The sequence below is a fragment of the Caldisericia bacterium genome, assembly GCA_030018355.1.
Lineage (GTDB): Bacteria > Caldisericota > Caldisericia > B22-G15 > B22-G15 > JAAYUH01.
Window position 1 is genome coordinate 44,486 of record JASEFN010000005.1, and the last position, 24,360, is coordinate 68,845.

The following is a 24,360-nucleotide window of genomic DNA, read 5'->3' on the forward strand; positions in this document are numbered from 1 at the left end:
ATCTGTCAAGTTGATTTATAATTTTAAAAGTAAGTTATAAGTTAAAAATGAAAGGAGGAATTAATGACTTCTTTTAAAAAACTTTTAATTATTATTCTAACAATTTTTTTAGGCATTTTATTTTTGAAAGCCTCGGTTGCCCAACAAAGAGAAATTGCACAAGTAGGAGTTATTGGTGTTATGCCTGATGATTATGTAGGAGCATTTACGCTACTCTGGGCAAATACTGTTGAAAGCGATTTTAATTCTGAACTCTCTTTTCCAATGCAAGGAATGAAATTTAAAAATGGTTATCTTTATGTTCTTGATACATCTTATGGTAGGGTTCATGTATTTGATAAAAATCTAAAACATGTTAAAGTTTTTGGAGAATTGGGATATGGAGATGGAAAACTTCAATATCCAGCGGATTTAGATGTTGACGATACGGGTAACATCTATGTTGCAGATTTCTTTAATAATTATATTGTCAAATTTTCCCCACTTGGAGATGTGCTTCTTCAATTTGGAGAAGAAGGAGTTGACGAAGGAAAATTCAATGGTCCATCAGGTATTGCCGTATCAAAAGATGGAAAAATTTTTGTTTCAGATCAATTGAATTCAAGAATTCAAGTTTTTTCAGATAAAGGAGAATTTCTAAAAACAATAAAAGTTGATGATATTGTTAATCCTGAAGGAATGACGATTGATGAAGAAAATAATCTTTGGGTTGTTGATGCAAAAAGTTGTAAAATATTTAAACTTGACTTAGATGGGAATGTTTTATTCTCTTTTGGAGGAAAAGGGTCTCAAGATACACAATTTGTTTATCCTTTTGACATTGAAGTAAAGGGAAATTATATTTATATTGTAGATAGAGGATTAGGAACACCCTTAAACCCGTGTATTAAAAAATTTGATAAAAATGGAAATTTTGTCTTAAAATTTGGTAAAAGAGGTACAAAGTTACCACTTCAACCTGGAGAATTCTTAACACCAGCAGGAGTTGCTGTTGATGATGAAGAAAATGTTTATACATTTGATGCAGGCTACTTTTATGGACCAGGAAATCCATTTGGATGGCCCAGAACAACAAGATTAACAGTTTTTGATAAAAATGGAAATTTTAAAACAAAAATAGATTATGATTATTCAATTGAAGGGAGATTAATAAATCCTATTTCTGCATCAGTTGATTCTTCAGGAAATATATGGGTTGCACACTGGGCAAACTTTGCTGATATTGGTGAAATTGTTATTTTTAATAGTGATGGAAAATTTTTAAAGAAAATAACTGGAATTTCTGAGGATAAACCATTTGCAGTAATTGGTGGGGTTTTATGTGGAAAAAATGAAGTTTATGTATCTTCAGGAATAGAAGGAGCGCCAATTTCTGTTTTTGATTTACAGGGAAATTTCTTAAGAATTTTAGAAAATTGTAAAGACACAATACTTCAACCATATCAAATGGTATTTGATAACAAGGGTAGAATTTGGGTTGTTACAAGAAATTTCATGGTGTATGCTATTTCACCAACAGATGGAACAATTTTAAAAGAATTTCAAATTAAAGGTGAAGCAAACGCAATCGCAGTTGACTCAAATAATAATATTTATGTCGCAACATTTGATCATTATGTAGATGTTTATGATGAGAATGGAAAACTCTTAAGAAAAATTGGAAAAGGCGGGGGAAGGGCACTAGAAAAGTTCTGGTTCCCAACTGGTGTTGCTGTTGATAAAGATGGCGTAGTGTATGTTGGGGATACAGAAAATGGAAGAATTCAAATGTTTAAAGATGACGGAACATTTTTAGGTTCAACACCAAGAGGATATTATGAACTTGCTCATCTTTTTATTGGGCAAGATGGAATGATTTATGCTGCAGATCTTTTCCATAATGTAGTAAGAATTATCTCTCCATTTGGTGAAAAATTACAAGATTATTCGTTTTCAATTACTTCAGATGCAATTGAAAAAATTACAAAACCAGGAATAGAAGTGTCATTCAACTTAACAATTTCTAATAAAGGAGCAAAACAAGATACTTATGAAATTAATTTAGTTTCTAATGTATACGATTGGAAAGTTGTATATCCAAAAGAAGTAGCAGTTAATTCAAAAGAGAAAGGAAGTTTTGAAGTAAAAGTTTTACCACCCACTTCTGCAAAAATAGGTGATGAAATGATAGTAGAACTTGAAATTAAATCTAAAGGAGACCCTACTATTGTAAAGAAAATTTCATTAAAGGTTATACTTGCTACAAGAACAAAGGTTTTAATAAATAAAATTGATGTAGATCTTGATTCATCATTTGAAATTCCAATTCTTATTCAAGAAGTTGAAAATTTATATGGTTTTGGATTTACATTAACTTATGATAAGGAGTTTCTTGATTTTGAAGATGTAATTGAAGGAGAATTCCTTAAAAAAGACGGAGTATCAACTCTATTTTTAAAAAATGTTAATGAAGAAAAGGGGGAAATTATTGTTGGAGTATCAAGAACAGGTAAAGTTCAAGGTGTAAGTGGTGAAGGAGTTTTGATAAAATTTAAATTTAAAGCACTTAAATTAGGAAAGGTTGATTTGAAAATTTCAAATCTAATCTTAAAAGATCCTGATCTTAATGAAATAAAAGCAAATATTGAAATTGGTGAAGTAAATATAGTTGAACCAGATAAAAAACCACCTATTTTAACATTAACACTTCCAAGCGAAGTAAAAACACCAGATTTAGTGATTAGTGGAAAAATTACTGATGAAAGTGGAATTAAATATCTTAAAGTCAATGGAAAGGATATTCAAATAAAAGGAGATGGTACATTTACTTATATGTTAACTCTTGTTGAAGGAATGAATAAAATTTTAATTGAGGCTGAAGATACACGTGGAAATAAATTAACAAAGGAGTATTATGTTAATTATGTAAAAAGAATTGTATTAAAACTTACAATTGGAAATAAAATTATGTTGGTTAATGACAGAGAACAAGAGATAGATGTTCCTCCACAAATTATTGAAGGAAGGACTCTTCTTCCAATTAGATGGGTTGCAGAACCTCTTGGTGCAAATGTTGGTTGGGATCCAAATGAAAAGAAAGTAACAGTTTCACTTAAAGATATCACAATTGAACTTTGGATTGGAAAGAACATTGCAAGAGTTAATGGCATAAATACGCCAATTGATCAAAATAATCCTAAGGTGGTTCCTATGATTATCTCTGGTAGAACCATGCTTCCAGTAAGATTTGTTGCAGAAAATTTAGGATGTAAAGTAGATTGGGATCCAACTACAAAAACTGTAATAATAACATACCCAAAGGATTAACTCTTAACAAAATTTTGCCCCTCCAAAATGGAGGGGCTTATTATTTTTAATGAATAAAAAAAATTTAGGAAATTTAGGTGAAGAATTAGCAATTACTTATCTAAAAAGCAAAGGGTATAAAATAATTACAAGGAATTTTAGAACAAGATTTGGAGAAATTGATATAGTATGTGAAAAAGGTGATTCTATAATTTTCATTGAAGTTAGAACAAAAAGTGATTTAAGTACAATTCTACCAGAAGAAAGTATAACTAAAAAGAAAATTGAAAAGTATAAAAAATTAGCACTTGAATATCTTGAAGTATCAGAAAGAAAATATAAAGAGATAAAATTTGAATTCTTAGGAATTGAATATAAAAATAATAAAAACTATCAAATAACTCATATTGAAAATTTTATTGATTAGATTTTGTTAATTCATATAAAGCAATTCCTAAAGCAACTGATGTGTTCAAAGATTTTGTTTTTCCAAATGTCTTTATTTTTATTATAAAATCGCTTTCTTCAAGAACTTTTTTATTTATTCCTTTATCTTCACCACCTACTATTAAAATAAATGGTTTAGGAGGATTAAATTTGTTTAGTTCAATTTCTCCACTCATATCAAGCGAAATGATCCAAAAACCTTTTTTCTTTAATTCTTTTATTGAATTTACTGTTCCACTAAATTCATATATCTTTAAATGAAAAATTGCGCCAGTTGAAGATTTTATAACTGTTTCAGTTATAGGTGTACTTCTTCTTTTAGGTAATATTACCCCTTTTGCACCAAAAATTTCAGCACTTCTTATTATTGCACCAAGATTATGTGGATCTTCAATATTTAAAGGCAACACATAAAAACTTTCTTTGTTTGTTTCAATCTCACTTAATGAATAAATTTCTACTGGGGATATGAACCCTAAAAAATTAACACTTTTATCAAAATTTCTAAAAAATTCTTCATCTTTGTATGTAAAGGGTATTTTATTTTGTTTCAATATATTTTCTAATTCTTTATTTTTATAACCAAATTTAAAAATTACTTTTATAAGTTTATTTTCTTTAATTGCTTCAATAATTTCATTTTTATTAAAAACCTTATAATTATCGTCTAAATACAATTGTTTCTTTTCTCCCATCTCTTATCTCATATCCAAGTTCAATTAATCTATTTCTTATTTCATCTGATTTTTTAAATTCTCTATTTTCTCTCAATTTTTTTCTCTCTTCAGTAATTTTTTTAATCAATTCACTTTCTTCTAACTTTTCATCTTCTGGTAGATAAAAATTATAATCTTTTAATATTTTTATTAATTCATTTTTTAAGTTTTCTACAACTTTAAATGATATTTTAATTCCAAGAATATTTAACATTTTATCCAGAATCTCTTTTAAAAATTTATATTCTCCTTTTATTTCATTAGAATTAAACTTATTAATTAATTTAAAAATAACTCCAATTGCTCCTTGAGTGTTAAAATCATCATCCATAAATTCTATAAATTCATTAAAAAGTGAGTTTAATAAATTTCTTGATGGCTCATCTTCTAAATCTCCTTTTTGGGACAAACCTTCAACTATTGAATAAAACTCTCTAATTTTATAATATTCATTCCTTGTTTTTTCTATCTTTTCATCAGTATAATCTATTGGTGAGTGATAATCTGAAGATAATAAAAATAACCTTAACACCTCAGGTTCATATTTTTTAAGTATATCTTCAATTGTTAAAATGTTACCAACTGATTTAGACATCTTCTCTTTATTAATTGTTATTAGTCCATTATGGAGCCAATATCTTACAACAGGTTTATCGCCCTTCCATGCTTCACCTTGAGCAATTTCATTTTCATGATGTGGAAATATAAGATCTATACCACCACCATGAATATCAAAACCAAAATCAAGATACTTTATTGACATCACTGAACATTCAATATGCCAACCAGGTCTCCCTTTTCCCCAAGGAGAATCCCAGAATACTTCTCCCTCTTTTACTTTTTTCCATAAAGCAAAATCAAGAGGACTTTTCTTTGTCTCATCAATTTCTATTCTTACACCCTTAATTAACTCATCGACTTTTCTATTAGAAAGTTTTCCATAATCTTTAAATTTACTAACTTCAAAGTAAACTCCAGTTTCTGTTTCATATGCAAAACTTTTATCTTGAAGATCTTTTACCATTTTAATAATTTCATCTATATGTTCAGTAACTCTCGGATATAAATTATTCTCTGTATCAATATTTAATAGTTCTATATACTTTTTATACATATTTATAAAAGTCTCTGCTATTTCTTTAGGTGTAAGACCCCATTCTAAACTTCTTTTGATTATCTTATCATCTATATCGGTATAATTTTGTACATACTTAACATCATAACCTTTAAATTTTAAATATCTTTTAATTGTATCGTATATAACAAGTGGTCTTGCGTGTCCTATATGAGGATAATTATCTGGAGTTAAACCACAAACATACATATAAACTTTATCTTTTTCTCTTGTAATAAACTCTTCTTTTCTTCTTGTTAAGGTATTATAAACTTTTATCATATTTTATTAATTACCTCCTTTATTCTATTTAGAGTTTCCTCTTTGCCAAGTAAATAAATATATATGTAAATTTCTGGACCTTCGTCTTTATGAGTAATAAGAACTCTTAACGGATGATAGAGGCTTTTTCCTTTCAGAGAAAGTTTTTTTCCTATATCTTTTATTAAATTTAAAATATTATTTTCATTCCAGTTATGAAGATTTTTAATAGAATTATAAAATTCATAGATCAAATTTTTATTTTCTTTCAAATAAGAAAGTTTTTCTTCTGAAAGTTCTTCTGGTTTATAAATATCATTTATCAGATTTTTAATATCGCTCAAAACAAAAATATGATCTCTCATAAGTCTTAAAAATTCCATTAGCCACTCGTCATCTTTAATTTCAAAATTTCTATTTAAATAAAACTCTTTGACTTTTTTAAAAAGTTCTTCTAATGATAACATCTCTATATATTTATGATTCATCCATCTTAATTTTGAGGGAGAAAAAATTGCATTGCTTTTAGAAAGGTTTTCTATGCTAAATTCTTCTATAAGTTCTTGAAGCGAAAAAATTTCCTTCTCTTTTGTTTTGGGTGAAAACCCAAGAAGAGCCATATAATTAACTAGTGCTTCTGGAAGATAACCTTCATTTCTATAGTCTCTTAATGAAACTGATCCATGTCTTTTCGAGAGTTTTGTATGATCTTCTCCAAGTATCATTGGTAAATGTATGAATTTTGGTAAAGGAAAATCTAATGCTTTATAAATTAAAATTTGTCTTGGTGTATTTCCATGAAGATGATCTTCACCTCTTATGACAAAATTTATTTTCATTAAAGCATCATCAATAACAACAGCAAAATTATAAGTTGGCATTCCATCTGAACGCATAATTACAAAATCATCAAGGTTTTCAATTGGAAATATAAGTTTCCCTCTTAACTCATCCTCAACTATAACTTCTCCACTTAAAGGAGTCTTAAATCTAACAACTGGATTTGGATTCTTTTTTAATTTCTCTTCAATTTGTTCTTTACTTAAATTTCTACATTTTCTTGAATATTTAGGCATAAGACCTTTCTTTAACATCTCTTCTCTATCTTTTTCTAATTCATCCTCACTACAGAAACAGAGATAGGCTTTACCCTCTTCTAAAAGTTTATTTATATAAAATTTATAAATCTCAATTCTCTCAGATTGTCTATACGGTCCATATGGTCCACCTATATCAGGACCCTCATCCCAATTTATATTTAACCATTTTAATCCCTCAATTATATCGTCTTCATACTCTTTTTTGGATCTCTCTCTATCTGTATCTTCTATTCTTAAAATAAATTTTCCATTGTTTTTTCTGGCAAAAAGATAATTAAAAAGAGCTGTTCTTACATTCCCAATATGCATAAAACCAGTTGGTGAAGGTGGAAATCTTACTCTAATCATAAAACCTCCTTTTAAAATCTTTCATATATTATACAATAAAAATGAGGTAAGAATATGTTACCGGATTTTTTTACATTTTTAAGAATTTTAAGTGGATTTTTCATACTTTATCTTTCTATTTTCAATATAAATAATTTTTATCTATACTTTTACACAATTTTATTTGGATGGACAACAGACATTTTAGATGGATATTTAGCAAGATTACTAAACATTGAGGGTAAACTTGGTAAATATGATTTTCAAATTGATCTATTTTTTGAATGGTCCTTTTTCTTTTATCTATTTAGAATAAATTACATAAATGAAAAAATTTTTATAATTTATAATGTTATTTTCTTTCTTATTTTGTTTTTTTACTACAACAAAACTCTTTTAATGACAATACAAGCACCAGTTACTTTTTCACCATTTATAATTGCAATTTTATATTATAAAGATCTAAGAATAATAATTCTGTTTTGGATTTTAATAAATCTTCTTCTCTTTTATAAGAGATTTATCAAAGTAGTTAAGGAATATATAGAGGGCATCCCAAGTCATAACCTTAATAAAAATGAAAATTATTATAGGCATAAGACTAAAAAATAAATATTTACATAAATAAAATTTTTAATATAATAAACTTTAGGAGAGATGGCTGAGTGGACGAAGGCACCCGCCTGGAAAGCGGGTAGGTGGGTTAAAACCCGCCTCGCGGGTTCGAATCCCGCTCTCTCCGCCATAAATAAGAAAATTAAAAGAAAATAAATTAATATTTTATATTTTGGGGCAGTGGCTCAGAGGGAGAGCGCATCCTTCGCAAGGATGAGGTCGCGGGTTCAAATCCCGTCTGCTCCACCACTTTTCTTTATTTCTTCAATTAAATTTTTTATAAATTTTAACTTTTTAATATATGATTCAACTCTTTCTTTTTGTTCATTATCTTGAATTATATATTGATAATTATCAGGGAAATAAAATTTAATATCATCATCACTAACTTCTATATCCTTTGAAAGTAAACTTAGAATAATATCGAGTTTTATTTGTTCTTGAGAGCTCTTATCAAAATTTTTTCTTAAATCCTCAATTGTTTCATTTCTGGCTTTAAGAAACTCCTCAAGAGAGATGCCACTTTTTAGAAGTTCTTCTTTAAGATGCTCAATTCTATGGGTTGTTTCATCATCAATGTATGTCTTAGGAACATAAAAATCATTAATTTCAATTAATTTTTTATTTATAAATGATTCAATAAACTCTTCATTAAATCTCTCTTTAATTATGGTATTTTTAACTTTTTCTTTAAATTCATCTAAATTTGAAACTTCAAAATCATTAAAGAAGTTTTCATCGAGTTCAGGATATTTTGGTTTTTTTACCTCAATAATTTCAATTATAATTTTTTTTCCTTGAATTTCAATATCTTTTTTATCACCAACATTCATTCCATAAACATATTCTTCAAGTAAATTTTTATTCTCTCCCACAATTAAAGATATTTCTTTTTCTTCTTCATTTTCTACAAATTTATATTTTAAGATAACATAATCTCCTTTTTCAATTGCTCCTTCTTTAGGAATAAACTCTTTTGCTTCTTCTTTTATTAAAGTGATTCTATTTTCAATCTCTTCATCTGTTACTTGTCTTAATTCCCTTACAATTTCATTTAAGTCTATATTATTAACATTTGGTATTAAATAAGTTGTAAGATAAAAAATTGGATTATCAAAATTAAAATTACTAAAATCTACATCAACTGAGGGAAATAGATTTTTAACATCATTAAAAACTTTTTCAATAGTTTTATCTCTTAATCTTTTCTTTATTTCATCAAAAATAGTCTCTGTTCCAATTATATTTTTTATCAAATTTAAAGGAGCCTTGCCAGGTCTAAAACCAGGGACTTTTACTCTTTTTGCATAATAATTTAAAACTTCTTTATATTCATTCTGTATTTCTTCTTTATCAAAAGAAATTTCATATAAAACTTTATTTTTTTCAGAATTTTTGATTGATAAGTTCAAATTAACCTCCTCTTCCTAATAAAACTTTGTTATACCATTCAATTAATTTTTCAACTTTATTACCATATTGGATTATTGATTCATTTTCATATTTTAAACTTTCTTTTAAATTTGCTAACTCTATCTCAACTCTATGTTTAATATATCTTTTTTTAACTTCTTCCTTGAAAAAATTATAACCTTCAATTCTATCTAATATTTTAAATATATAAAACCCCTTTACTGTCGTGATTGGCTTTGATATTTCTCCAACCTTTAAATTAAAAATAATTTCATTAACTGGCCCAATATATTTAAAGATATCAAAGTAATCAGTTATTCCATTATTTTCTTTCTCATCAGAATATTCACTAACAACTCTCTCAAAAGGAACACCATTTAAAATTTTTTCATATGCTTCATATATTCTTTTTTCTTTCTCTTTGTAATCTGGATCGCCTTTATCTGATTTTATATAAATAACTTGAGCCTTTAATTTTATAAATTCAATTTTATTTTTATTATAATAATCTATTAATTCATTTTCTTTAATGTTTTTAACAATTTCATTCATAATTTCATTTTCAATTAAAGAAACATAATATTTTCTAACCTTATCACTTTCTGTATATTCATCAAAACCCTCAATTTTAGTTGGTGCTGTATAACCTTTTTCAATTGCATATTTCATAATTAAAGAATCTCCGATGATTTCCTCAAGAACTTGCTTTTTTATTGTTACATATCTCTCTTGAAAAGTTGGTGAATAAATATTTTCTAATCCAACATTTAATAAAATTCTATTTTCTAAATCCTCATATGTAATAATATCATTTCCTACTCTTGCTGCTATTTTAGATTCATTTTGCCACCAACTGATAAATTTAAAATATGATAATAAAACAACTATTAAAATAATAATAAAAAAAATAAAATACCTTAAAATTTTTTTCTTTTTATACTTTATATCAAATCTCTTTTTCATCTATATTGGTGCGAAGGGCGGGACTCGAACCCGCATGGGCTAATGCCCACTGGATCCTAAGTCCAGTGCGTCTACCAATTCCGCCACCCTCGCAAAATTTTGGTGGGTCGTACAGGACTCGAACCTGTAACACCCTGATTAAGAGTCAGGTGCTCTACCATTTGAGCTAACGACCCACCATTGATTTTCATCTTAACTTAACATTGGTGCGCCTAGCAGGAATCGAACCTGCAACCTGCGGATTAGGACTCCGCTGCTCTATCCTTTTGAGCTATAGGCGCTAAATGGGGTGGACGACGAGACTCGAACTCGCAACCATCGGATCCACAGTCCGACGCTCTAACCAATTGAGCTACGTCCACCATGGTGCGCCCAGCAGGATTCGAACCTGCGACCTACGGATTAGAAGTCCGTTGCTCTATCCTACTGAGCTATGGGCGCAAAAATGGTCGGGGCGAGAGGATTCGAACCTCCAACCTCATGTACCCAAAACATGCGCGCTAGCCAAATTGCGCCACGCCCCGACATCAAATAAAAAGTATATTAGAAATTTAAAAAAATTCAAGAGGGTTATTTAATAAAAAGTGATAATATAAATGCAATAATTAATGCAGGAAGAAAATTTGATAATTTTATTTTTTTCAAACCTAATAAATTTAAACCAATACCAATAATTAATACACCACCAACACCAGTAATCATATTTATTGTATGTTCTGTGAATAATCCTTTAATTAATGTTGATAGAAGAGTTATTCCTCCTTGATAAATTAATATTGGAAAAATTGAAAACATTACTCCAATTCCTAAGGCAGATGAGAGGGCTATAGATGTTACTCCATCCAAAATTGATTTTGTATATAAAATTGTTGCATCCCCTGTCAAACCTTCATTTATTGAACCAATTATAGCCATTGAACCTACACAAAAAACAAGTGTTGAAGTAATAAAACCTTCTGTAAATGGAGAATCTGTTTTAATTTTCGATTTTAATTTATCTCCTACTCCATTTAAAAATTCTTCAATTTTTAAAATTTCTCCTATTATGCCACCAAATAGAATAGAAAATACCATTATTATAATGTTATCTGTTTTTAATGCGAGCATAATTCCAAGTGTCAAAGAAGAAAGACCAACTCCATCAAAAGCAATTTTTTTAATTCTCTCTGGAAACCTTGAGCCAATTAAAATTCCAATTAAACTACCTATAACTACTGTAAAAATGTTAAAAAAAGTGCCTTTCATTTTACACAACTAGAGAGGGAGAAATTAAACACTCTCCCTCTCCTCAATTAACTCTTTTTTCTCAACAATTTTTATTCCCTCATACTCTGAAAAACCTGTTCCCACTGGTATCATGCTACCAACAATAATGGCCTCTTTAAGTCCTTCTAATGTATCTATTTTACCGCTAATTGCGGCTTCAGCAAGAACTTTTGTTGTCTCTTGGAAAGAAGATGCAGATAAAAACGAATCTGCAGAAAGTGCAGCTTTTGTTAATCTTAAAAGCAATATTTTATATGTTGCTGGTGTTCTATTTTCAGCTTTTGCAACTCTATTTTCTTCCTCAACTTCACTTCTTTCAACTTCTTGACCTGGATAAAATTTGGTATCACCTGGATTAATTATAATTGCTTTTCTTGTTAACTCTCTTAATATTATTTCTATGTGTTTATCATTTATAGAAACTCCCTGACTTTTATAAACCTTTTGAATTTCCTGTAATAGATATTGTTCTGTCTCTCTTAAACCCTTTATTTGGAATATTTTGTGTGGATCTAAAGGACCTTCTGTTAATCTATCACCAATATTCACATAATCTCCATTTTGGACTCTTATTGATTTACCATATTGAACTATATAGACTGTTTCTTTTCCAATTAGTTTTTTAACTAATTCCTCTTTATCTAAACTTAAAATATCTTTAACTTTTTCAATTTTTGCTTCATTTAATGCTTCTAATATATCATCTTCGAGTTCCAATTCATACACTGAGGTATTTGGATCAACTGAAATGGAATTATTTAATTTTTCCATCAATCTTTCATATAAATTAATAGCAATTTCCCTGGTTCTTGGAGTAATTATAATTTTTCTTGCATCTTCTTCGTCTTTTATAGTTACATAACCAGAAACATCAGAAATAATTGCACTTCCTTTTGGCTTTCTTACTTCAAAAAGCTCCTCAACTCTTGGTAAACCAGAAGTGATATCTTTTGCTGCGATACCACCAGTATGGAATGTTCTTAAAGTTAATTGAGTACCAGGTTCACCAATAGATTGAGACGCGATGATACCAACAGCCTCACCTAAATTGACAAGTTTTCCAGTTGCAAGATCTCTACCATAACATTTTGCACAAACACCATTTGGAGCTGAACATGTTAATACTGACCTAATTTTAACCTTTTTAATACCATACTCCTTTATTTTATTAACTGCAACCTCATCTATTTCTTCTCCTTTTCTAACAATTAACTCTCTTTTAATAGGAACATTAACTAAAATTTCTTTTATGTTGTGTTTAATTAATTTATCAATTAATTCATCTGTAATCTTCTCGCCTTCTTTTGCTAAAACATGTAAATTTTCATCAACTATATCTTTTGCTACAAAACCTTCTTTTGGTCTCTCAATCTCAAGATTATATTTAACTAATTTCTCGGAAGGAGAATATATATCTTCAGCAGCATATCTTCCAAGAATTCTTTCTTCAAGAGTTTCAATGATTCTTTGACCTTCTCTAACTTCTTCTACTTCTATTCCATCTGTGAAATTTCTGATCCAAACTGTTCCAATATTTTTGCTTTCTATTTCAAGAGCTTTTTCTCTTGTTATCTCTTCATTTTCATGAACTATAACTTCACCTGTATCTGGATCAACTACATCTTTTGCAGCTACTTTACCAACAATCTGTCTATATAAACTTTTTATAACTTTATCACCTATTATAATAGGTTTTACTGGAATAACTTCACAATCTTCATATTTGATAAATACCTTATGAGCCACATCAGCAAGTCTTCTTGTTAAATAACCTGCGTCTGATGTTTTTAATGCTGTGTCTGCCAAACCTTTCCTTGAACCATGCGTTGAAATAAAATATTCGAGTACAGATAGACCTTCTTTTAAGTTTGATTTGATTGGAAATTCAATAATTCTTCCTGAAGGATCAGACATAAGACCTCTCATTCCAACCATCTGCAAAATTTGTTCGGGTTTACCTCTTGCACCTGAAATCGCCATTAAAAGAAGGAAATTAAATGGATCATATGTATTAAAAATCTCATTTACTAATTCTTCTCCGGCTTTTAGCCAAACATCAATTGTTTTCTTATATCTTTCATTGTCTGACATTAAACCTTTTTCATAAAATTCTCTAAATTTCCTCTCTTTTTCTTCTGCTTCTCTTATTATTTCGTCTCTTCTTTTTGGAATAACCATATCATCCATTCCAATGGTTAATCCTGAAAGTGTAACAATTTCAAAACCGAGTTTTTGAACTTCATCTAAAAGTTTTGCAGTTTTCTCAAATCCATATTTTTTAAATATTTGGAAGAATAAATCGTTTACCGTTTTTTGGTCAATAACCTTATCAAAAAATTCGAAATTCTCATCTTCGAGTGTTTCTTTAATTAAATTGTTAAAAATTACTCTACCAACCGTTGTATTATTAATCCACTTTTTATTCCAATAAAAATCAATAATTGTATGATATGTTACTTTTCCTTCATCTAATGCGGCATTTAAATCTTCTATTGTATAAAATTTTAAACCTTCTCCTTTTTCGCCTTTTTTCTCTTTAGTAAGATAAAAACATCCAGCAACAACATCTTGAACAGGTAATGTTATTGGTTTACCATGTGCTGGTGAAATTATATTATATTTTGATAAAAGTAAATATTTTGCTTCAGTTTGTGCTGCAATTGATAAAGGAAGATGAACAGCCATCTGATCTCCATCAAAATCAGCATTATAAGGAGGACAGACAAGCGGAGATATTTGAATCGCTTCACCATCGACTAAAATTGGCTTAAATGCTTGAATGCTCATTCTATGAAGAGTTGGTGCTCTATTTAAAAGTACTACATAATCTTTAACTGTTTCTGCTAAAACTTTCCAAACTGGACTATTTTGATCTTTTACTGCCTGTTCAATCATCCATTTAGCGCTTCTTAAATTTAAAGCAATTCCTGTTTCTTCAAGATTATGCATTAAAAAAGGTTTAAATAATTCTAAAGCCATATTTCTTGGTAAACCACATTCATCCAATTTTAATTTAGGTCCTACAACAATAACGCTTCTTCCAGAATAATCAACTCTTTTACCAAGTAAATTTTGTCTAAATCTTCCTTGTTTTCCTCTTAAAATATCAGACAATGAATGAAGTGGTCTATTGTGAGAACCTATGATTGGATGTATTTTATGAGTATTGTCTAATAATGCATCAACTGCTTCTTGGAGCATTCTTTTTTCATTTTGTAGCATTATTTCAGGAGCATTAACATCAATTAGTTTTTTCAATCTATTGTTTCTGTTTATAACTCTTCTATATAAATCATTTAAATCAACAGATGCAAATCTTCCTCCATCTAATGGTAAAAGAGGTCTTAAATCTGGAGGAATAACTGGCAAAACTGTCAACACCATATATTCGGGTTTATTACCAGATTTCAAGAATGCTTCAACATAATCAAGCCTTTTCATTGCTGAAGTTTTTTTCTGTTTTGTTGAAGATTTTTTAATCTCTTCTACTAATTCTTCTCTTAAACTTTCAAGATCAAGTGACTTTAGAAGTTCTAAAATTGCTTCTGCACCTCTTTTAGCAACAAAATTATATCCCCTTTCTTTATACTCTCTATATTCTTCCTCATTAATAACTTGTTTATATTTAAGAGGTGAATTTCCAGGATCTAAAACAACATATGAAGCATAATAAACTATTTTTTCAACATCATTTTTAGACATATCAAGAAGTACAGGAATTATATTTGTTGATCTAAAATACCATATATGAACAACGGGTGACGCAAGATTAATATGACCAAACCTCTCTCTTCTTACTTTAGATGTTGTTATCTCAACTCCACATCTTTCACAAACAAGCCCTCTATACCTTACTCCTTTTAGTTTTCCACAATGACATTCATAATCTTTAACTGGTCCAAATATCCTTTCGCAAAAAAGGCCGTCCATTTCAGGTCTAAAGTTTCTGTAATTAATAGTCTCGGCCTTTTTTACTTCACCATGTGACCAAGATAATATCTCTTCAGGTGATGCTAAAGATATCTCAATGGCATTAAATTTCTTTTGAATCAAATATATTCACCTCCTATGATTTTTCTAACTCTTCTTTTCTTTTTTTAATAATTTCTTCTGCTAATTTTTGAGGAACTTCGTCATATTTATAAAATTTCGCAGTAAAATATCCTCTTCCTTGAGTTATTGAAGCAAGATCCAATCCATAAGTAAGCATTTCTGATTCTGGAACAAGGGCTTTTACAATAGAAATTCCTTTATCAGAATTCATTCCTAAAATTTTTCCTCTTCTTGTATTTAAATCAGAAATTACATCTCCTAAGAAATTTTCTGGAACTCTTATTTCAACTTCAAGTATTGGTTCAAGAAGTATTGGATTTGCCTCAACAAATGCTTTCTTAAATGCCATTGAAGCAGCTATTTTAAATGCAAGTTCTGAAGAATCAACTGGATGATATGAACCATCATACAAAATTACTTGTACATCAACAACAGGATATCCTGCAATAATTCCTTCTTTCATCGTTTCCCTAATTCCCTTTTCAACTGCAGGAATATATTGTTTAGGTATTGCTCCTCCAAAAATTTTATCTATAAATTCAAACTCTTTTCCTCTTTCAAGTGGATTAATTTCAATGAAACAGTGTCCGTATTGTCCATGACCTCCAGTTTGTTTCTTATATTTACCTTCTGCTTTAGCGGTCCCTTTTATTGTTTCTTTATATGCAATTTCAGGTTTCTTTAAGTTAACTTCAACTCCAAATTTTCTTGAGATTCTCTCAAGAATAACTTGAATATGAGTAGCTCCAGTACCCCTTATTATTAACTGTTTTGTTATATCATTTCTCTCAACAATAAATGTTGGGTCTTCTTCAGCCATTTTAAATAATGCAGAGGTGAGTCTATCTTCGTCTTCTTTTCTTTTTGGTTCAACAGCATAAGAAATAATGGGATATGGAATTTCAAAATAATTGTATTTAACATTAAAACCAGATTGTGTTAAGGTATCACCAGTTGATGTAACATTTAATTTTGTTATAACTCCTATATCTCCTGCTTTAATTTCTTGTGTTTTCTCTTGTGTCTTACCTATAATAAATCCAATAGATGAAACTCTTTCTTCTTGATCTTTATTAACATTGTAAACTTTTGAATCAGCGGTAATTTTTCCTGTTATTACTTTTATATAATTTATTCTACCTACAAATGGATCAATGATAGTTTTAAAAATAATACCTGAAAATGGTAAATTCTCATCAAAATTTTTAACAACTGCTTCTTTTGTTTTTGTGTCATAACCAAATCTTTTTTCATCTAAATAAGGCTCTGGAAATTCATTTATTATGAAATCTAATATATCTTCAGTACCAATATCATTAATACTGGATGAAACAAGAATTGGAAATAGCATTCTATTTTTAACACCAATAAGAAGTCCTTTTTTAATCTCTTCTTCACTAAGAGTTCCATCAGTTAAATACTTATTTAAAAATTCTTCATCAACTTCAGCTATTTTTTCTATCAACTCATTTTTGTAATTCTCAAATTCATTCTTTAATTCTTGAGGAATATCAACTTCTTTAAATGTGTCGCCATCAAAAATTTTACCCTTTTGGGTTATTATATTTACAAAACCTTTGAAGTTTAAACCTTCTCCAATAGGAAGTAATATTGGTACTGCATCATTTCCAAAAAATTTTCTAATACTTGCAACTGCCTCTTTAAAATTCGCATTTTCTCTATCCATTCTACTAATCACAAAGGCGGTTGGTAAATTTTCTTCTTTTACAAATTCCCAAACTCTCTCTGTCCCAACTTCAACATGAGATGTTGCATCCACAAGAATTAAACTTGCCTCAGATACAAGAAGTGCTCCTTTTACTTCAGATAGAAATTCTACATAACCCGGTGTATCAAGTATGTTAATTTTATAACCTTTCCAATTGATTGGAATAACAGAAGTAGATAAACTTATATGTCTTTTTATTTCCTCAGGCTCAAAATCTGAAACTGTATTACCCTTATCAACACTTCCTTTTTTCTGAATAAATTTTGAAACATAAAGCATTGATTCAACTAAAGAAGTTTTTCCTGCGCCACTATGCGCAACTAAAGAAACATTTCTTATTTTTGTTCTTTCTACTATCATTGACTCACCTCTTTCTTTTTGTTCTTTCTTTTTCTAGTTGGTAAATAAAATTTAACCTCTTTTTTCTCCTCTTTTTTCTCAAAATCAGGAATTGTTTTTATATTAATACCTAAGCCTCTTAATTCTCTAACTAAAACCTTAAAAGATTCTGGGATCCCAACTTCCTCAATATCTCTTCCTTTTACAATACTCTCATATGCTTTTCTTCTGCCTTCAATATCATCAGATTTTATTGTTAACATTTCTTGTAATAAATTTGCAGCACCATATGCTTCTAAAGCCCAAACTTCCATTTCACCTAATCTTTGACCACCAAATTGAGATTTACCCCCGAGTGGCTGTTGTGTTACTAATGAATATGGACCAGTTGATCTTGCGTGTACTTTATCTAAAACAAGATGGTTTAATTTCATAATATATGCGTATCCAACAAGGGCTTTTGATTTGAAAGGTTCTCCAGTATATCCATCGTATAAAACTTCTTTACTATTAATATCTAAACCAGCCTTCTTTAACCATTCTTCAATTTCTTCTTCTTTTAAAGGTGTAAAAATTGGAATTTCAAATCTAATTCCTAATTTATAGGCAGCATAACCTAACATTGTTTCTAAAGTTTGACCTATGTTCATTCTTGAAGGCACTGAAAGTGGTGAAAGCACTATATCAACTGGAGTTCCATCTGCTCTAAATGGCATATCTTCTTCTGGAAGAATAGCAGCAACAACTCCTTTATTACCATGTCGTCCAGCCATCTTATCTCCAACCATAATTTTTCTTTTCTGAGCAACAAGTATTTTAACCAATTTCTCAATACCAACGGGTAGTTCATCTCCTTTATCTTTTGAATAAACTTTTGTCAAAATCACAGTTCCAAATTCACCTGGAGGAAGTCTTAATGAATTATCTACAACATCTTTTCCTTTTTCTCCAAACATTGCACGCCAAATTTTTGATTCAGGTGATGTATCAACTTCTGCTTTTGGAGCAAGTTTTCCAACAAGAATATCACCAGGTTTAACTTCAGCACCAACTCTTACTATTCCTTCTTCTGTTAAATTTCTTAATTCTGATTCATCGACATTAGGTATATCTTTTGTTAAAATTTCAGGTCCTGCTTTAGTTTCTCTAACCATTGTTGTATACTCTTTTATATGAATTGATGTATATACATCATCTTTTACCAATCTCTCACTAATTAAAATAGCATCTTGATAGTTGTAACCTCTCCATGGTAAATAGGCAACTAGAAGGTTTCTTCCTAATGATAGAATTCCATCTTTAATTGCTTGACCATCAACAATAATATCTCCCTTTTTAACTGTATCACCTTTTTTTACTATAGGTCTTGAATTTATACATGTATCTTGATTTGATCTTGCAAATTTTTTTAATTCATATACTCTTTCTTCCTTTTTATTTTTTATAACTATTCTATCTGCAGAAACTTCTTTGACAACCCCATCTATATCTGAAATAACTATGCTTGGATCATGCCTTGCAACTACTTTTTCCATTCCTGTTCCAACAATTGGTGGCTCTGGAAAAAGAAGAGGTACAGCTTGTCTTTGCATATTACAACCCATAAGCGCTCTATTTGCATCATCATGATCAAGAAATGGAATCAAAGATGCTGAAACAGAAAAAACTTGAAGAGGTGATATTTCAATAAATTGAATTTTTTCAAGAGGTATTTTTTCAATAACTTCTCCTTTGTATCTTCCAGTTGCGAAACCATCATTTAACAAATTTCCTTCATCGTCTCTTAAAAGTTCACCTTTTTTATTAACAGGTGTATTCGCTTGGGCAATGTAATACTTTTCTTCTTCAAGTGCTTCAAGATAAACAATTTCATCAGTTAATTTACCATTTACAACTTTTCTATATGGAGTTGTTATAAATCCATATTCATTTATTTTTGCATAAACTGTTAACGAATTAATTAAACCAATATTTTGACCTTCTGGAGTTTCTATTGGGCATATTCTTCCATAATGAGATGGATGAATATCTCTTACCTCTAAACCTGCAGTTTCACGAGTTAATCCACCTGGGCCCATTGAGGAGAGTCTTCTTTTATGAGTAAGTGATGAAAGAGGATTTGTTTGTTCCATAAATTGTGAAAGTTGACCAGTTCCAAAGAAACTTTGTAAAGATGCTGTAATTGGTTTAGAATTTATTAGGTGTTGAGCAGTAAACATATCTTCTGAGTATGTGCTAATTCTTCCTTTCATAACTTTTACCATTCTGAGGAGACCGTATCTCATATTTACTTCCATCAATTCGCCTACACCTCTAACATATCTATTCCCTAGATGATCTATATCATCTAATTTCTCTTGGTTATTTTTTATCTTTATTGCATGTCTTATAATTGCAACTATATCATCAAATGTAACAATATTATCTTTTAGAGACAAACCAAATTTTTGATTTATTTTATGTCTTCCAACATCTGAAAGATAGTTTCTTTTTTGATCAAAAAATGTAACATTAATTAAATTTTTTGCAGATTCTAAAAGAACTCTTTCTCCTGGTCTCAATTTTCTATATATATCAAGAATAGCATCTTCTTGAGTTTTATTTGTATCCTTCTCAAGAGTTTTCTTTATTATAGGATCTACCATCTCTTTATAAATTTCTAAAACATTTATACCTAAATCATAAAGAGTATGAATCTTTTCACTTGTAACATCTTCTCCTTCATAATAAACGATTTCTCCTGTCACTGGATCGTATATATTTTCACCAAATGTACAAGGTAGATTTTTTTCAAGATCATAAATATTCACTTTTATTTTTCTTTTCTCTTTAAAAAGGTCCATTATTTCTTCATCACTCAATTCCTTAAACACTCTTAATATTGTTGGAAAATATAATTTTCTTGATCCTTTATTTAATCTAATTACAAGAGTATTAGTTGACTCAACTTCAAATATAAACCATGTGCCTCTTTCTGGTATTAGCCTTGCTTCAAAAAGCACTCTGCCTGAATGAGCAGAGGATGGCTTTGTAAAATAGACACCAGGTGCTCTTATTAATTGTGATACAACAGTTCTTTCTGTTCCATTAAAAACAAAAGATCCATAAGGAGTAATATATGGTATTTCACCTAAAAAAACATCTTGTTCTTTTATTTCACCAGTTCTTTTGTTTGTTATTCTTACTTTTGCTTTTAATTTTCCAGCATATGTTAACTTTTTTTCTTTACATTCTTCAACTGAAAGTTCTGGGGGAAATACTTTTGGGTCAAAAAATTCAACAACTGCTTTTGGAGTCTCAACAGGTGAAATTTCTTCTAAAAGTTTTGGTATTTTTTTATTTATAAAATTATAAAATGAATCTTTTTGAAATTGTAATAAATCAGGAATTTCTAAATTAGAAAATAAAAATTTATTGAAGTTTATAACTTCTTTTTTCTCCATAATCTCTCCAGTTTAATAAAGGAGAACCCCGAAGTTTTTCGGGGTTCAAATTATTTAATTTCCACTGTTGCGCCAACAGCGGAAAGTTTGTTTTTAAGATCTTCGGCCTCTTCTTTACTCAAACCTTTCTTTACTACTTGAGGTACTGCAGAAACCATATCATTTGCTTCTTTTAATGAAATGTTAAGTGCTTCTCTTAATACTTTTATTACTTGAATTTTTGCTTGACCAACACTTGTTAATACAACATCAAATGTTGTTTTTTCTACTTCTTGAGCCGCTGCTTGTTGTTGTGCTTGAGGCATTCCTGCCATTGGAACTGCCATTGGCATTCCAGATACACCAAACTTTTCCTCAAGTGCCTTGACAAACTCAATTAGTTCGACAACACTCATTTTTTCAATTGCTTCTAAGAGTTCCTCTTTTGTCATCTTTAGTTCCTCCTTTATTCTTTTTTACTTTTAATCTCATTTAAGGCATTAATTAGCCTTAACATTGGAGATTTTAATGCATATGAAATTCTAATTAAAGGTGATTTTAATGAATAAATAAGTTTTCCATATACTTCATTAATAGATGAAATAGTGGATAGAGAGTTAATATCATCTTTTGATAATATAGTTTTACCAAAAATACCACCTTTAATATCAAAATTTTTCTTATGAGTTTTTAAAAAATTATTTATGCTACTTAAAATCTGGAATGGATCTTCATATGCAAAAACAACTGCAGTTGTTCCATTAAAAATTGAATTATTAAGTTTATAACCTTTTTTATCGAATACTTTTTTTAACAAGGTGTTCTTATAAACCTTAAATTCACCTTTTTTAGATTTTAACTCTCTTCTTAAAGGTGATATTTCAGATACTGGTAGTTCATTAAAAGTAGTGAAAATAACAATTTTTGTTTCATCTAACTTTTTTTCTATTTCATTTAAGAGTTCGAGTTTTCTTTCCTTTGTTATCATCTTTCTCCTCCTAAAATTAAAAAGTCCTTCCACCGAAGGACAAGAAAACTTTCTAACTTTCCCTGCCTCGGTGGGCGATAAACATTAAGCCAAAAGGCACCCACTATCTTAGGCTCTCTAACCAACTAAGTTTAAAACCTTAATAGTATCTAATTTAATTGAAGGGCCCATAGTTGTAGTAATATAAATCGATTTTATATATTGGCCCTTCACAGATTGAGGCTTTGCTTTTAAAATTGCATCAATTAAGGCAATAAAATTTTCTTTAAGTTTTTCTTCATTAAAACTGACTTTACCAATAACTGAATGAATATTACCTAATTTATCTGTTTTAAATTCAATTTTACCCATTTTAATCTCTTTGATTACTCTTCCAATGTCTTGAGTAACTGTTCCTGCTTTAGCATTTGGCATTAATCCTCTTGGTCCTAAAACTTTTCCTAATTTAGATATAGCAGGCATCATATCAGGAGTAGCAACAACTGCATCAAATTCAAACCAGCCATTTAAAATTTTTTCTATTGTTTCTTGATCACCAATATAATCTGCTCCTGCTTCTTCGGCTTCTTTAATTTTGTCTCCTCTAACAAATGCGAGAACTCTTTTTGTTTTACCAATACCATGAGGTAAAAGAACAGAGCCTCTTACAGTTTGGTCTGTTTGTTTTGGATCTATATTTAATTTTATATGTACTTCAACACTTTCGTCAAATTTTGCTGTTCCAAGTTCTTTTATAAGTTTAAATGCTTCATTCGGATCATATGCTTTACCTTTTTCAATCTTCGATAGTAATGCTTCATATCTCTTACTCATCTTTCTTCACCTACCTTTCAACTTCTACGCCCATACTTCTTGCTGTACCTTCAACTATTCTCATCGCTGCTTCAATATCATCTGTATTTAGATCTTTTAATTTTTTTTCAGCGATCTCTCTAATTTGTTTTTTTGTGAGTCTCCCTACTTTAGTTTTATTTGGTTCACCAGATCCTTTTTCAATTTTAAGTGTTCTTTTAATGAGTTCTGAAACAGGAGGAGTTTTAATTTCAAAAGTAAAAGTTTTATCTTTATAAACAGTAATTATAACAGGTAAAATTATACCTTCTTGATCTTTTGTTTTTTGATTAAATTCATTACAAAATTGCATAATATTAACTCCTTTTTGACCAAGGGCTGGACCAATTGGTGGTGCTGGAGTTGCTTTTCCAGCAGGTATCTGGAGTTTAATTATTGCTTCAACTTCTTTTGCCATATATAAAACCTCCTTATATCTTTTCTAAATGTATAAAATCTATTTCAACAGGTATATCTCTACCAAATATTGATAGTCTAACCTTTGCTTTTTCTTTCTCTTCATAAATTTCTTCAACTTTTCCAATCATTTGATCAAAAGGTCCTCCAATAACCCTAACTGTATCACCTATTGAAAATGTTAACTGCGCTTTTGCTTCTTCAATACCAATTCTGTTCATTATAATCCTTACTTCTTCTTCAGTCAAAGGTGTCGGTTTACCACCTCCGCCTACAAAACCAAGAACACCTGGGGTATTTCTAACAACATACCAAGTATCATCATCCATTATCATTTCAACTAAAACATATCCAGGATAAACCTTCTCTGGAACAATTTGTCTTTTTCCGTCCTTTAACTTTACTTTCCAATCAACTGGTACCTCAACTCTAAATATTCTATCATGCATATTATGAGCGTCTATACTCTGTTCAAGATTCTTTTTGACCTTTTCTTCCATACCAGAGTATGTATGAACTATATACCATCTTTTTTGTTTTTTCTCTTTTTCTTCGATCAAATCTTCTTTTTTCATCTTAAATTAAATCGATGTAATAAACTTCAAAAACTGAGCAAAAACAATATCAAATACACCAATTAATATTGCCCAGAAGATTATAAAAATCAAGATTGTTATAAATGAATTTAATAATCTATCTTTTGAAGGCCATGTTGTCCTATTAACAAACTCAGTTTTTACATCCTTTAAAAAATTTTTAATTTTTTGAAATAAACTTTTCTTTTCACTCATGATTTAAATTTGGCAGGCCCGGAGGGACTTGAACCCCCAACAACCGGTTTTGGAGACCGGTGCTCTGCCAGTTGAGCTACGGGCCTACTTCACCTCCCTATGAAGTGTATGTTTTTTACACCACGGACAATACTTTTTCAATTCCAATCTATTAGGATCGTTATTCTTGTTTTTTGTTGTAGTATAATTTCTTCTTTTACATTCAGTACATTCTAAGGTTATTATAATTCTCATAATTCACCTACTCAATAAGTTTTGAAACAACACCTGCTCCAACAGTTCT

Annotated in this window: 19 protein-coding genes, 9 tRNA genes and 1 other annotated feature; of the genes, 5 read left to right on the forward strand and 23 right to left on the reverse strand. The window is 29.4% G+C overall.

All coding sequences use genetic code 11. From position 1 onward, the window contains the following. Positions 1–63: 63 nt before the first annotated feature. Entirely contained in the window at positions 64–3,306 is a 3,243-nt protein-coding gene (locus tag QMD25_06180; GenBank protein MDI6861581.1) for a stalk domain-containing protein, read from the forward strand. A 49-nt stretch (positions 3,307–3,355) separates the two neighbouring features. Beyond that, entirely contained in the window at positions 3,356–3,712 is a 357-nt protein-coding gene (locus QMD25_06185; protein MDI6861582.1) for a YraN family protein, read from the forward strand. Here the strand turns inward: QMD25_06185 and rlmB are convergent. From rlmB to gltX, 3 genes are read right to left on the reverse strand one after another with little or no spacing between them, the layout of a single operon-like run. Continuing rightward, the gene (rlmB, locus tag QMD25_06190; protein ID MDI6861583.1) at positions 3,702–4,409 is read right to left on the reverse strand and encodes a 23S rRNA (guanosine(2251)-2'-O)-methyltransferase RlmB; all 708 of its coding nucleotides are present in this window, start codon (positions 4,407–4,409) and stop codon (positions 3,702–3,704) included. The genes QMD25_06185 and rlmB overlap by 11 nt on opposite strands. Beyond that, on the reverse strand, positions 4,393–5,844 hold the full coding sequence (gene cysS / locus QMD25_06195; GenBank protein MDI6861584.1) for a cysteine--tRNA ligase: 1,452 nt from the start codon (positions 5,842–5,844) through the stop codon (positions 4,393–4,395). The genes rlmB and cysS overlap by 17 nt, the downstream gene beginning before the upstream one ends. Beyond that, a complete protein-coding gene (gltX, locus tag QMD25_06200; GenBank protein MDI6861585.1) occupies positions 5,841–7,271 on the reverse strand; it encodes a glutamate--tRNA ligase in 1,431 nt (476 codons plus the stop codon). Before gltX ends, cysS begins: the two co-directional genes overlap by 4 nt. A gap of 54 nt (positions 7,272–7,325) precedes the next feature. On the opposite strand from gltX, the gene QMD25_06205 reads away from it, so the two are divergent. From QMD25_06205 to QMD25_06215, 3 genes are all read left to right on the forward strand, one after another. After that, positions 7,326–7,862, forward strand: a complete 537-nt coding sequence (locus QMD25_06205) for a CDP-alcohol phosphatidyltransferase family protein (protein ID MDI6861586.1) — start codon at positions 7,326–7,328, stop codon at positions 7,860–7,862. A 39-nt stretch (positions 7,863–7,901) separates the two neighbouring features. Further along, positions 7,902–7,995 (forward strand) — tRNA-Ser (locus QMD25_06210). 44 nt (positions 7,996–8,039) lie between these two features. Continuing rightward, positions 8,040–8,114 (forward strand) — tRNA-Ala (locus QMD25_06215). Here the strand turns inward: QMD25_06215 and QMD25_06220 are convergent. From QMD25_06220 to rpmG, 20 genes are all read right to left on the reverse strand, one after another. After that, positions 8,093–9,277: a trigger factor gene (locus QMD25_06220; protein ID MDI6861587.1), complete on the reverse strand. Its 1,185-nt coding sequence runs from the start codon at positions 9,275–9,277 to the stop codon at positions 8,093–8,095. The two genes, QMD25_06215 and QMD25_06220, sit on opposite strands and share 22 nt — an antisense overlap. 1 nt (position 9,278) lies before the next feature. Then, positions 9,279–10,241 (reverse strand): peptidylprolyl isomerase, encoded by a 963-nt coding sequence (locus QMD25_06225; GenBank protein MDI6861588.1) that lies wholly within the window; start codon positions 10,239–10,241, stop codon positions 9,279–9,281. Between the two features lie 6 nt (positions 10,242–10,247). Beyond that, positions 10,248–10,334, reverse strand: a tRNA-Leu gene (locus tag QMD25_06230). A gap of 7 nt (positions 10,335–10,341) precedes the next feature. After that, a tRNA-Lys gene (locus QMD25_06235) sits at positions 10,342–10,417 on the reverse strand. A gap of 28 nt (positions 10,418–10,445) precedes the next feature. Then, a tRNA-Arg gene (locus QMD25_06240) sits at positions 10,446–10,522 on the reverse strand. A gap of 4 nt (positions 10,523–10,526) precedes the next feature. Next, positions 10,527–10,603, reverse strand: a tRNA-His gene (locus QMD25_06245). 2 nt (positions 10,604–10,605) lie between these two features. After that, positions 10,606–10,682: transfer RNA gene (locus tag QMD25_06250), tRNA-Arg, on the reverse strand. Positions 10,683–10,687: 5 nt separating this feature from the next. Continuing rightward, positions 10,688–10,765, reverse strand: a tRNA-Pro gene (locus QMD25_06255). Between the two features lie 46 nt (positions 10,766–10,811). Beyond that, a complete protein-coding gene (locus QMD25_06260; GenBank protein ID MDI6861589.1) occupies positions 10,812–11,486 on the reverse strand; it encodes a DUF554 domain-containing protein in 675 nt (224 codons plus the stop codon). Positions 11,487–11,510: 24 nt separating this feature from the next. Beyond that, positions 11,511–15,560, reverse strand: coding sequence for a DNA-directed RNA polymerase subunit beta' (gene rpoC / locus QMD25_06265; protein ID MDI6861590.1), 4,050 nt, complete (start codon positions 15,558–15,560; stop codon positions 11,511–11,513). A gap of 13 nt (positions 15,561–15,573) precedes the next feature. Further along, entirely contained in the window at positions 15,574–17,649 is a 2,076-nt protein-coding gene (gene fusA / locus QMD25_06270; GenBank protein MDI6861591.1) for an elongation factor G, read from the reverse strand. Then, entirely contained in the window at positions 17,646–21,071 is a 3,426-nt protein-coding gene (locus tag QMD25_06275) for a DNA-directed RNA polymerase subunit beta (GenBank protein MDI6861592.1), read from the reverse strand. The genes fusA and QMD25_06275 overlap by 4 nt, the downstream gene beginning before the upstream one ends. 50 nt (positions 21,072–21,121) lie before the next feature. Further along, entirely contained in the window at positions 21,122–21,502 is a 381-nt protein-coding gene (rplL, locus tag QMD25_06280) for a 50S ribosomal protein L7/L12 (protein ID MDI6861593.1), read from the reverse strand. A 14-nt stretch (positions 21,503–21,516) separates the two neighbouring features. After that, positions 21,517–22,038: a 50S ribosomal protein L10 gene (gene rplJ / locus QMD25_06285; GenBank protein MDI6861594.1), complete on the reverse strand. Its 522-nt coding sequence runs from the start codon at positions 22,036–22,038 to the stop codon at positions 21,517–21,519. 8 nt (positions 22,039–22,046) lie between these two features. Next, positions 22,047–22,169: a sequence feature (ribosomal protein L10 leader region), on the reverse strand. Next, positions 22,156–22,851, reverse strand: coding sequence for a 50S ribosomal protein L1 (gene rplA, locus QMD25_06290; GenBank protein ID MDI6861595.1), 696 nt, complete (start codon positions 22,849–22,851; stop codon positions 22,156–22,158). Its footprint overlaps the feature before it by 14 nt. A 10-nt stretch (positions 22,852–22,861) precedes the next feature. Then, a complete protein-coding gene (rplK, locus tag QMD25_06295; GenBank protein ID MDI6861596.1) occupies positions 22,862–23,287 on the reverse strand; it encodes a 50S ribosomal protein L11 in 426 nt (141 codons plus the stop codon). A 13-nt stretch (positions 23,288–23,300) separates the two neighbouring features. After that, positions 23,301–23,861, reverse strand: coding sequence for a transcription termination/antitermination protein NusG (nusG, locus tag QMD25_06300; GenBank protein MDI6861597.1), 561 nt, complete (start codon positions 23,859–23,861; stop codon positions 23,301–23,303). Between the two features lie 6 nt (positions 23,862–23,867). Next, positions 23,868–24,077: a preprotein translocase subunit SecE gene (secE, locus tag QMD25_06305; GenBank protein ID MDI6861598.1), complete on the reverse strand. Its 210-nt coding sequence runs from the start codon at positions 24,075–24,077 to the stop codon at positions 23,868–23,870. Between the two features lie 10 nt (positions 24,078–24,087). Continuing rightward, positions 24,088–24,163 (reverse strand) — tRNA-Trp (locus tag QMD25_06310). Further along, the gene (rpmG, locus tag QMD25_06315) at positions 24,162–24,311 is read right to left on the reverse strand and encodes a 50S ribosomal protein L33 (protein ID MDI6861599.1); all 150 of its coding nucleotides are present in this window, start codon (positions 24,309–24,311) and stop codon (positions 24,162–24,164) included. Before rpmG ends, QMD25_06310 begins: the two co-directional genes overlap by 2 nt. Positions 24,312–24,360: the final 49 nt, after the last annotated feature.

Coding starts and splice junctions, on each gene's coding strand:
- gltX (MDI6861585.1), bottom strand. CDS start 7,271: ATGATTAGAGTAAGATTTCCACCTTCACCAACTGGTTTTATGCATATT.
- rplJ (MDI6861594.1), bottom strand. CDS start 22,038: ATGATAACAAAGGAAAGAAAACTCGAACTCTTAAATGAAATAGAAAAA.
- QMD25_06185 (MDI6861582.1), top strand. CDS start 3,356: ATGAATAAAAAAAATTTAGGAAATTTAGGTGAAGAATTAGCAATTACT.
- QMD25_06205 (MDI6861586.1), top strand. CDS start 7,326: ATGTTACCGGATTTTTTTACATTTTTAAGAATTTTAAGTGGATTTTTC.
- rplA (MDI6861595.1), bottom strand. CDS start 22,851: ATGAGTAAGAGATATGAAGCATTACTATCGAAGATTGAAAAAGGTAAA.
- QMD25_06225 (MDI6861588.1), bottom strand. CDS start 10,241: ATGAAAAAGAGATTTGATATAAAGTATAAAAAGAAAAAAATTTTAAGG.
- rplK (MDI6861596.1), bottom strand. CDS start 23,287: ATGGCAAAAGAAGTTGAAGCAATAATTAAACTCCAGATACCTGCTGGA.
- rplL (MDI6861593.1), bottom strand. CDS start 21,502: ATGACAAAAGAGGAACTCTTAGAAGCAATTGAAAAAATGAGTGTTGTC.
- QMD25_06180 (MDI6861581.1), top strand. CDS start 64: ATGACTTCTTTTAAAAAACTTTTAATTATTATTCTAACAATTTTTTTA.
- fusA (MDI6861591.1), bottom strand. CDS start 17,649: ATGATAGTAGAAAGAACAAAAATAAGAAATGTTTCTTTAGTTGCGCAT.
- QMD25_06260 (MDI6861589.1), bottom strand. CDS start 11,486: ATGAAAGGCACTTTTTTTAACATTTTTACAGTAGTTATAGGTAGTTTA.
- rpmG (MDI6861599.1), bottom strand. CDS start 24,311: ATGAGAATTATAATAACCTTAGAATGTACTGAATGTAAAAGAAGAAAT.
- cysS (MDI6861584.1), bottom strand. CDS start 5,844: ATGATAAAAGTTTATAATACCTTAACAAGAAGAAAAGAAGAGTTTATT.
- secE (MDI6861598.1), bottom strand. CDS start 24,077: ATGAGTGAAAAGAAAAGTTTATTTCAAAAAATTAAAAATTTTTTAAAG.
- nusG (MDI6861597.1), bottom strand. CDS start 23,861: ATGAAAAAAGAAGATTTGATCGAAGAAAAAGAGAAAAAACAAAAAAGA.
- QMD25_06275 (MDI6861592.1), bottom strand. CDS start 21,071: ATGGAGAAAAAAGAAGTTATAAACTTCAATAAATTTTTATTTTCTAAT.